General features: G+C 41.5%; 14 protein-coding genes. All 14 read right to left on the reverse strand.

The features are described 5' to 3' along the window. Window positions 1–298 (reverse strand): divergent PAP2 family protein (locus tag AC29Z1_RS09005; protein WP_488271125.1); only part of this gene is annotated, 298 nt, incomplete at its 3' end. 10 nt (window positions 299–308) lie between these two features. After that, the gene (locus AC29Z1_RS09010; protein ID WP_488271126.1) at window positions 309–1,196 is read right to left on the reverse strand and encodes a polyprenyl synthetase family protein; all 888 of its coding nucleotides are present in this window, start codon (window positions 1,194–1,196) and stop codon (window positions 309–311) included. Next, window positions 1,193–1,456: an exodeoxyribonuclease VII small subunit gene (gene xseB / locus AC29Z1_RS09015; protein ID WP_488271127.1), complete on the reverse strand. Its 264-nt coding sequence runs from the start codon at window positions 1,454–1,456 to the stop codon at window positions 1,193–1,195. The genes AC29Z1_RS09010 and xseB overlap by 4 nt, the downstream gene beginning before the upstream one ends. Next, window positions 1,437–2,660: an exodeoxyribonuclease VII large subunit gene (gene xseA, locus AC29Z1_RS09020; protein WP_488271128.1), complete on the reverse strand. Its 1,224-nt coding sequence runs from the start codon at window positions 2,658–2,660 to the stop codon at window positions 1,437–1,439. Before xseA ends, xseB begins: the two co-directional genes overlap by 20 nt. A 331-nt stretch (window positions 2,661–2,991) precedes the next feature. Next, window positions 2,992–3,954, reverse strand: a complete 963-nt coding sequence (locus AC29Z1_RS09025; protein WP_488271129.1) for a Kae1-like domain-containing protein — start codon at window positions 3,952–3,954, stop codon at window positions 2,992–2,994. Then, window positions 3,951–4,367, reverse strand: a complete 417-nt coding sequence (gene nusB / locus AC29Z1_RS09030) for a transcription antitermination factor NusB (protein WP_488271130.1) — start codon at window positions 4,365–4,367, stop codon at window positions 3,951–3,953. Before nusB ends, AC29Z1_RS09025 begins: the two co-directional genes overlap by 4 nt. A gap of 24 nt (window positions 4,368–4,391) precedes the next feature. Further along, window positions 4,392–4,619: a DUF2273 domain-containing protein gene (locus tag AC29Z1_RS09035; protein ID WP_488271131.1), complete on the reverse strand. Its 228-nt coding sequence runs from the start codon at window positions 4,617–4,619 to the stop codon at window positions 4,392–4,394. Window positions 4,620–4,629: 10 nt separating this feature from the next. Then, window positions 4,630–5,241, reverse strand: coding sequence for an alkaline shock response membrane anchor protein AmaP (amaP, locus tag AC29Z1_RS09040; protein ID WP_488271132.1), 612 nt, complete (start codon window positions 5,239–5,241; stop codon window positions 4,630–4,632). Window positions 5,242–5,291: 50 nt separating this feature from the next. Then, on the reverse strand, window positions 5,292–5,687 hold the full coding sequence (locus AC29Z1_RS09045; RefSeq protein ID WP_488271133.1) for an Asp23/Gls24 family envelope stress response protein: 396 nt from the start codon (window positions 5,685–5,687) through the stop codon (window positions 5,292–5,294). Window positions 5,688–5,977: 290 nt separating this feature from the next. Continuing rightward, on the reverse strand, window positions 5,978–6,520 hold the full coding sequence (locus AC29Z1_RS09050) for a SpoIIIAH-like family protein (RefSeq protein WP_488271134.1): 543 nt from the start codon (window positions 6,518–6,520) through the stop codon (window positions 5,978–5,980). A gap of 10 nt (window positions 6,521–6,530) precedes the next feature. Continuing rightward, window positions 6,531–7,148 (reverse strand): hypothetical protein, encoded by a 618-nt coding sequence (locus tag AC29Z1_RS09055; RefSeq protein WP_488271135.1) that lies wholly within the window; start codon window positions 7,146–7,148, stop codon window positions 6,531–6,533. A 14-nt stretch (window positions 7,149–7,162) separates the two neighbouring features. Then, a complete protein-coding gene (gene spoIIIAF, locus AC29Z1_RS09060) occupies window positions 7,163–7,786 on the reverse strand; it encodes a stage III sporulation protein AF (RefSeq protein WP_488271136.1) in 624 nt (207 codons plus the stop codon). Between the two features lie 17 nt (window positions 7,787–7,803). Then, entirely contained in the window at window positions 7,804–8,961 is a 1,158-nt protein-coding gene (gene spoIIIAE, locus AC29Z1_RS09065) for a stage III sporulation protein AE (RefSeq protein WP_488271137.1), read from the reverse strand. A gap of 12 nt (window positions 8,962–8,973) precedes the next feature. Continuing rightward, window positions 8,974–9,160 (reverse strand): stage III sporulation protein AD (gene spoIIIAD / locus AC29Z1_RS09070; protein ID WP_488271138.1); only part of this gene is annotated, 187 nt, incomplete at its 5' end.

Genomic DNA, 9,160 nt, shown 5'->3' on the forward strand with positions numbered 1-9,160 from the left:
GTTTACCTGCCGCCCGGCGCACTCCGGCAGCATCATACATAACAATACCAGCTAACACTACTGCTACAGCAAATAAGTCAGATTCAATACCATCTTTAAGAACAATTCCGACAGCTAAACTGACTACTAACGCGGTATGGGAGCTGGGCATGCCGCCCGCCCCGACAAGACGTTCGGCATTAAATGCTCCATGCTTCCAATAAGCGGTCATTGTTTTTAACAATTGTGCCGTAAACCAAGCAGTTAAAGTGGTCATTAAAATCACATTTTTTCCAATTCCAGCTAGGAATTCGGCCATTGTCTGCACCTCAGGCTTCTCGAGAAATTAAATAATTTACCAGTTCGCGCAGTATATTTGCTTGTGGACCAAATCCGTCCAGACTTTGTAGCGCATTATTTACTGCTTGCTGAGCTAATTGTTTTGCTCCATCCAATGTGTGTAAGGTGACATAGGTTGCTTTGCTATTTCTTATATCACTGCCTACCGGTTTGCCGATTTTTTCTTGCGTACCAATCACGTCAAGGATATCGTCAGTAATTTGGAATGCCAGACCAAATTGTTCTGCATACCGTGTTAAGGCAGTAATTTGGCTATCGGTGCCTCCGGCTAACATAGCTCCGGCCCGTAGGGCTGCTTTAAATAAAGCCCCAGTTTTGGCTTGGTGCATATATTCTAATGTCCTACTATCAATCGTTTTTCCTTCCGACATAAGATCAACAGCCTGACCGCCGATCATGCCAGCAGCACCTGCAGCGGCAGCTATCTCCCTGGCAACTGCAATCAATACAGCCGGGTCAACTTTTGGTTGCGAAAGCATTACGCTGAAAGCGGCGGTTAATAGACCGTCACCAGCTAAAATTGCCATACCTTCGCCATATACCTTATGATTAGTGGGTTTACCTCGACGGTAATCATCGTTATCCATAGCTGGTAAATCATCATGAATGAGCGAATAGGTGTGGATCATTTCAAGCGCACATGCCACTGGCAAATAATCGTTACCATCACCACCCACAGCGTCTGCAGCCGCCATAAGCATAATGGGTCTGAGACGCTTACCGCCAGCAAATACACTGTAACGCATGGCTTCGTATATAATGGGTGGATAGCCTTCACTAGGAAGATATTGTGAAAGGGTTTCATCAATTAGGCTGATTTTAGTCTGACAATATTGAGCAAGTAAAGCATTTTTCATAATGAGTTCCCCTCCACTAAGTCAAGTGGTTGTTCAACGATTTGCCCTTGTTCCTGCCGTAGAATTTTATCAATCTTGGCTTCAGCAGCGCTGAGATGTTCGAAACATAGTTTGGCATGTGCTATGCCTTGGCTAAATTTGTCTAACGCTTCTTCCAATGGCAGATCACCAGCTTCTAACTCTTTTACAATTACTTCTAATTTGCCAAGAGCGTCCTCAAAACATACATTATTTCGCTTACTATTTGTTTTCGTAGCCATTTTTGCTCTCCCTTACTCGGACGACTGAAACATCGAGTCGCCCATCTTTTAAAATAATTTCTAATTGGTGTCCTGGTTCTACCTGATTGATAGAACGAATCACTTGTCCTTCAGGGGTACGAGTCAGACTGTAACCACGGGCAAGTATTGCAAGTGGATTAAGTACAGCGAGTTTTTCCGCGTGTAGTTTTACATCTTGCTGTTTGGTCATAACGATTTTTTTTGCTGCTTGTCCTAATCTCTCAACCAAGGAATCGACCAATTGTCGATGTTCAGCAAGCAGTTTTTCCGGTTGCGTAAATACTCGGCTGGTTTTCAATTGCTGAACGATTTGCCGTCTTTGTTTGATATAAGTCCGGATATTATTTTCCAGCATGGTTTGTAGTGTTTTGATATATCTTTTCAGCTCATAAACATCAGGCACAACCATTTCTGCTGCATGAGAGGGAGTTGCCGCCCGGCAGTCGGCAGCAAAGTCAGCTAACGTATAATCCGTTTGGTGTCCGACTGCCGACACGATGGGAATACTGGATGCGGCAATGGTCCGTACTACTTGCTCATCATTAAAAGCCCATAATTCCTCAATGGAGCCACCACCACGACCGGCGATAATAACATCTACATTTTTTAATTGGTTAAAGACACGAATGGCTTCGGCGATTTGTCCGGGGGCTTCCAGTCCTTGAACCTGCACAGGATACAAAATTAGCGGTATACCAGGGTGACGGCGTTTGGCTACGGTTATAATGTCCCTAAGTGCAGCTCCGGTAGGTGACGTTACAATGCCGATGGCCTTTGGTAGGAGCGGTAACTGCTGCTTGCGACTGTCGTCGAATAGCCCTTCTGCAGCTAATTTTTCTTTCAACTGATTGAATGCCAGGCTTAATTCACCGATTCCATCCGGTATTAACTGTTCGGCATATAGCTGATATTGCCCGTCCCGTTCAAATACTGTTACTTGGCCAAAGGCCACAACTTTAAGCCCATCACGTGGTTCGAATTTTAAAAATTGCGCGCGGCTTTTAAACATAACCCCTTTAATTTGGGAACTAGCATCTTTGAGTGTAAAATAACAGTGACCTGAATAGTGGGCTTTAAAATTTGATAGCTCACCTTTGATAAATACTGACATAAGTCTACTATCACGGTCAAGCAAGTTTTTAATATATTTTGTTAGTTCACTGACGGTATATATATTACTCATAGTTATTTTATTCCACCCGGTATCCATTCATTGTGGTGAAAAAACATATCCACACTTTTATTAATAATACCTTATAGTTGCAAAAAAAACCAGACAGAAGTCTGGTAAAGAGTTTGTTTTCCTATCTAAAACTTGGATCCGAAGTAACTGTGGGCCCAATAGCCAGTTACAGCGCCCACTACGAACCAGAAGAAATAGCCCAGTGGAACTATATATCCGATCACAGACCCAATTATGACACCCAGTAGGATATAATATATCATGGTGTCGCCCCCCTGGCACATGTTTATGTATCATATGCAACAGGGTGGGAAATGTGAAGAAAATACTGCTACAAACAGGTTAAGGCAAAGTAAGCGGCTCCTGTAGCATTGTCTGGACTATATATTGTATCAGGAAAGTATAATTGAGCGATATGGGTATGTACCAATTGGTTGATAAGATATTTTCGAATACACTTATTTGCAGTTACTCCACCAACAAGTAATACCTCGCTAAGTCCGGTAGTAGTAATCGCAAATGTTATCATAGCAGTGACTGCGCGGGCAATGCACCATTCGACGCTGGCGGCAATTGTCCTTGCATCTACTCCTTGGTCAACCAGTTTGCGTACATAGGTTTCAGGTCCAGCAAAACTTACCGATGCTTCACGGACAGTTACTGGTATGGGAATGGGTGGTTCGATGGCGGAAGCTGCTAAAGCTTCCAGTTGGGGACCCGCAGGAAAGGGTAAGCCCAATAAAACGCCAATACGATCGACCAGTTGCCCGGCATGAATATCCAGACTTCCACCCAAAAGCTTAATTGCTAGTCGTCCCGATTCAGATAATGCACTAGCCGGTGATACCTGAACAATCTCGGTTGTTCCGCCAGATAAATGTACAGCTAAGAATTGCTCAGCTTTCGGTCCACCGGCTGAACGTATTCCGGCAAAAATGTGATTTTCCTGGTGGCTAATGCGATGTAACGGGATTGCATGACTATGAGCCAATACTTTGGCATAGCCATCTCCTACCAGAAAAGCTGGCATATAGGAATCTGGCAACGGTCTGGGATAAGCTGATACTCCTATCGCGCTAAAGTTTATAGGTTTATTAATATGTAAACATGCCTCCACAAAAAGGTTAGGAAGATTACGTGTGTGTTGAAATACCATTTCAGACTGCTGAAGTCCTCTGGAACCTGGTTTTACTTCAAGAATGCGCCGGCAATCGGCAACAAGCGTTCCTTGCTTATCTAATATGGCAACCGAAGTCGTGTAACAACTGGTATCTATTCCCAATACGTAACTCATAGCTCTTTATTTTTAACCATTGACCCTAAAATTCCATTAATAAACCGGCTGGAGTCTTCAGTTCCAAACGTTTTCGCCAGTTCAACGGCTTCATTAATTGCAACACCAGGTTGTAAACGTTCTTCACTATATTTCATTTCGTAAATAGCCATGCGGGCAATATTGCGATCGACTCCGGCCATGCGGTCAAGTTTCCATTCTCGCGATAAATCAGAAATATATTTATCAATTGCGGCCAAGTTATTTTTGGTACCTTCTACCAAGGCTTTGGCGTAGTTCTTGGTACTTTCATTAATTGGTTCCTCGCGCTCGTTAAATACAGAGGCAAGTGCTTCTTCACTGGTAACTCCAGAGTTAAAATCAAGTTGAAATAATGCTTGAACAGCCATTTCACGGGCCTTTCTGCGGCTCATAATGTCCCTCTTTCTCTTAAGCTACTACCGGTTGTAACCCGGTGGTAATAGTTTATCCAATATTTCCATGATATCTTCTTTTTGATCAATGCGTTTGCCGACTATAAAGCCAGCCGAAGCGCAAAAAATAACAAATACTGTTTGGAAAAAACCAAAAATTAAAATGAGAATACCGACGATCAATCCCAATACAGTGCCAATAAGTTTTCCACTATGGTTTTGCCAGATTTCCTCTAAAAGCTTGGAATTCATGGTAACACCCCTATTCGACACGGTGTTTTGTTTTAAAGTCGTTGCTAATACTTTCGACCATAACTTGAACGTCAGCTAATTGGATTCCTACCGTATTTTTTACATGTTCATAAACACGGTTTTGAATTTCAGTGGCCACAGTCGGTACATGGCTTTCAGGACTTATTTTTACTTTCATCTGAACAATAATACTTTCTTGAGCCATTGAAACATTGACTTTAGCATCACGTACACCGCGGATATGTCTGGTGACTTTCTCCACCAGATTTTCTACAGCAGTAAGCGAAATATGCACATCTCCCATGGTATTATGATGAACAATGGTGTTTTTCACTTTACGGGACCGGAGACCAGCTAACAGTAGTCTGATACTTATAAGAAAAAAAACAGCACCAATCAGCGAAGCTTCCCATTGACCATACACATAAGTAAGACTTGTCCACGCCAATTCCAAAGGAATAAGGCGTAAAGCTAGGAGAATTACGCTAACTGACAAAAACGCTAAGAAAAACGTGTAAATCGATAGTATAACGCGGTCAATGATTCCCATAGCGTCTCCCTTCTTTGCCTTTCCTAGTTTGTTCTTTTCTTGATCTTGGCCAGTAAGCTTAACTTTCTGCATGAGGATACTATTGGTTTACGTCTTGCCAATACTAAGCGCAAGTCGTATGTTTATCTTACCCTAATATCATCTTCTTTCGCGTCTTGGGCAAAGCCTACGCCTTGAACATGTATATTGACTTCCACAACATCTAGGCCAGTCATTGACTCAATGGCTCGTTTAACATTCTCTTGCACTCGCAGTGCAACATCTGGTATGCGTACACCGTATTCAACAATTATGTATAAATCCACTGCAGCTTCTTTCTCGCCAACTTCAACTTTCACACCTTTAGAAAGGTTTTTTTTGCCTAGCATTTCAGCAATACCGCCAACTAAACCGGCGCTCATTCCGGCGACACCAGGCACCTCGGTTGCTGCAAGTCCGGCAATAATGCCAACAACTTCATCCGCTATCCGAATAGAACCAACATCGTTTTGCTCAGTCTTTTCCAGACGTTTATCCACTCGAATCCTCCCCTCAAAATGCAGAATACCCAATATTCCGGGTGACTAACCTACGTGTACCATTTCAACTCGGATTGGTGAAGTGTAGGAAATTTCCCGGAAGTTGGGCGACTAACCTTACAATAGGGCATAGACCCCACCAAAAAGTAACGTCTATACAGAAGCTCCTATGTATCTATATTATTATACCAAGCTTTTACCATTTTTACAAATTAACCAATAAAGAAAAGACTACTTGTGTTTGGCTCCGCGAAGGCAGCAGAAAAGTGATCATCCCATGCGCATCTGACTTATGGTTTGGCACTAACTGTTATATTTTCTGGTTTAACGCCGGCAATTCGGCTAATAACTTCAGCCACTTGCATAACTTCTTCCCGGGTCAGGGCCGTGGTTTTGACTACGGCACTTACTGAATTGTCACTAATAAATACAAGAGCATCACTAAAACCTTTGGCTTTAATTAGATTTTCCATTTCTGCCTCACGTTGTTTTTCCAGTGTCATTTTTAAAATGGTTGCTTGCGCCTGATGTTTAGTATCTTCGGTTGTAGAGTTCTTAATAATTTCTCGCAAAAGATCAGATCTTTCACTTCTGATTTTATCCCGTTCTAATCGATATTCGGTGAAAAAATCTGGAGCCATAGCAGGGACAACCTGTTCTGAGACTACTGGCTTGGTAACTTGCATTGCATTTGACCTGTCAGCTCTAACTAGATAGGTGCTTTGAACATAATTCCAGATGCCACTGAGCAGTAATGAAAAAATACCTGCTATTACAACCAATGTAGCGAATTTTCCTAACTTATTTAAAGAAAAAACCGATATTATTTTCATAGCTATTACCTCACTTTCTTTGGGGCATAACTGTAATTTTATATGGTGGAATCCCCAAACCGGCCTCAACCGCTTTAGTCAAATTGGCTTTTACTGTAGAGTCATATGCGCCTTCAGCGACAACTAGCACACCTTTAATCACTGGTTTAAATTCCCTGACCATAACCGGTTTATCAATACCATTTTCTCTACTCAGTAACACCTGCTCTGTTTCTTTAATTTCTGTTGTAGTACGGGTACCGCCAGTATTATCTTTTTCTTGCACCGTTTTAGTTTCTTTAGTAATGTTTTTGGCATGTTCCTGCATACTGCCAGTATCAAGCATAATACTTACCGATACCGAACCTGCTCCTTTTACCTGAGCTAAAAGATTGGCAAGTTTGTTTTCGAGCGCTTCTTCATAACTGCGGCTAACCATTGGCGTAGGTGGGGCAGTTTCTAGGGGGATTGAGGGTAAAGGTTTAGTGGAATTGCTTTCGTAAATCCCACCAACAAGCAGTAACATAACACCGAGTAGTCCCAACCAGATTAGTTTGGCGTTTACAACACCCTCTTTTAATAGTTGACTTGGCATTACTTTTTTTGTTCCTGAAAGCCATTCTTTTAACGAATCTTTTATTGCCGTCATAGCTTTTCCCCTCCTTAATGTAACCGTTTAACTTCAATTTGATTGGTTTTAAGCTGATAAAGCTCGGCTACTGTTCGTTTGATTTTATTAATAACCATGTCAGATAATTGTGCTATATTTTCTGAGGATGCAGAGGAACTCGTACTTCCAACTGTTATTTTGGCAATTTTCCGTTCGTTTGCAGTAATCCCTGGTTCAATATACACGATCACATTTTTTATTCTGCCTATATCTTTACTTCCCTGATCGGCAGTACTATCTAAGTCTATTGTCACTTTGGCATCAGCTACTCCATCGATAGCCAATACTGTTGCTCTGATTTGTTTGGCTAAATCCTTTATATAGATATCACGGGCTAGTTGTTCTCGCTTATCGATAACATGATTGGTAGCTTTTAGAATATCAGCTTCGTTTGGTTGAATGACCGACCGGGTTGCTAATGCTGGTTGTAAGTCGTCTATCCAGCGGTTTTCCATCATGCTGATAATGGGTTGTAAAATAGACAGCAGAATAAACAAGCCCAAAATTACGCGAACAAATCGCTGCATATTGTTGCTAGGCAGCAATAATTCCACAAAAGAGGCAAACAGTACAACAAATACTATGCCTTTAATCCAAGTCGTAAGGGAATCAATCATCCCATCACCTACCAAATCTATCGGAGCATCATGGCAACACTACCAGCGCCGATAATCATCGTAATAACTAAAAATAACATCAGGACAACAGTGAGTAACGCAGCAAATACTAATAATAAATTATTACCCATTGCCTCAAGGCATTTAGCCATATTCTCATCACCCATTGGTTGAATCAGGGCACCGGCAACTTTAATAATTACTACTAGCGAAACAAGTTTGACAAGTGGTAGTGCGCAAAGCAGGGCAATGGTCAACACTCCAAAGATGCCTACTGCATTTTTTAATAACAATGATGCACCCATAACTAACTCAACTGTATCGGCAAACATTTTGCCTACTACTGGTATAAAGGTTGCGGTTGCATATTTTGCTGTTCGCAGAGTCAGACCGTCAGCAACACTGCCAGCTACACCCTGAATACTTACAATACCGATAAATACTACCAGTACTAACCCCAGGATCATCATTCCAGCCTGTTTGAGTACACTAGTTAAATTACTAAGTTTGTATTTGCCAGATAGGTAATTGACACATTCTAAGACGGCTGTTAGAAACAGTAATGGTAAGATAAGATCTTTAACAACAACACTTGTTGCACTAACTACAAACAGCATTAAGGGGGTAAACAGCGCTGCTGAGGTGATAGCGCCAACTCCGGTTAATAGTGATATGAGTAGCGGTAGCAGGGCTTCCATAAAACCAACAATATTGCTTACGGTTTCTCTGGCAAGTGATAGTCCCTGATAAAAAGCGCTTAAAGCAATGACACATAGGAAGATAAAGCAGACACTATAGGCTAATAATGAAATCGTAGATTGTTCAAATGAGTTCTGCAAATTTTGTAATAGTGCACACAAAACAGCCAAAAACAGTAGTTTTCCCATAAGATGAATATTTGTTGCTAGTTCTTTAAAAAAATAGGCAATCATCTTATTACTTACTGTCTGCCACTGAAAAGATAGCCCTTTGGTAGCAATATCTTTTATGGTTTCGGTATTCAATAAAGGAATATCTTCATGTAATTCTTTATTAATCGCCTGAATAAATTGATTTATATTATGGACTGATGACTCTTCCAGCAGATCAAACGGTATTGCCTGATTTGGCTCTGGTGCTGCCCAGGCAATATTGCTGCAGAAAATCAGCATTAACGCTATTATTAGTTTTTTCACACACACTCCACCTTAAGGAATGAGTCTTACGATAGTATCAAGTACCAAAGCGATGATTGGAACAGCCATCACCATGACGAGTATTTTACCGGCAAATTCAATTTTTCCGGCAACGGCTCCCTCGCCAGCATCACGACAAACTTGGGCACCAAATTCAGTTACATAGGCAATACCGATAATTTTGAGAATGGTATTTAAG

The sequence above is a fragment of the Sporomusa sp. genome, from assembly GCF_057736855.1.

What these genes read in the sequence shown, in the direction of transcription:
- amaP (WP_488271132.1), bottom strand. Translation starts at nt 5,241, where the DNA reads ATGCAGAAAGTTAAGCTTACTGGCCAAGATCAAGAAAAGAACAAACTA.
- xseA (WP_488271128.1), bottom strand. Translation starts at nt 2,660, where the DNA reads ATGAGTAATATATATACCGTCAGTGAACTAACAAAATATATTAAAAAC.
- AC29Z1_RS09010 (WP_488271126.1), bottom strand. Translation starts at nt 1,196, where the DNA reads ATGAAAAATGCTTTACTTGCTCAATATTGTCAGACTAAAATCAGCCTA.
- AC29Z1_RS09050 (WP_488271134.1), bottom strand. Translation starts at nt 6,520, where the DNA reads ATGAAAATAATATCGGTTTTTTCTTTAAATAAGTTAGGAAAATTCGCT.
- xseB (WP_488271127.1), bottom strand. Translation starts at nt 1,456, where the DNA reads ATGGCTACGAAAACAAATAGTAAGCGAAATAATGTATGTTTTGAGGAC.
- AC29Z1_RS09055 (WP_488271135.1), bottom strand. Translation starts at nt 7,148, where the DNA reads ATGACGGCAATAAAAGATTCGTTAAAAGAATGGCTTTCAGGAACAAAA.
- AC29Z1_RS09035 (WP_488271131.1), bottom strand. Translation starts at nt 4,619, where the DNA reads ATGAATTCCAAGCTTTTAGAGGAAATCTGGCAAAACCATAGTGGAAAA.
- nusB (WP_488271130.1), bottom strand. Translation starts at nt 4,367, where the DNA reads ATGAGCCGCAGAAAGGCCCGTGAAATGGCTGTTCAAGCATTATTTCAA.
- AC29Z1_RS09025 (WP_488271129.1), bottom strand. Translation starts at nt 3,954, where the DNA reads ATGAGTTACGTATTGGGAATAGATACCAGTTGTTACACGACTTCGGTT.
- spoIIIAF (WP_488271136.1), bottom strand. Translation starts at nt 7,786, where the DNA reads ATGATTGATTCCCTTACGACTTGGATTAAAGGCATAGTATTTGTTGTA.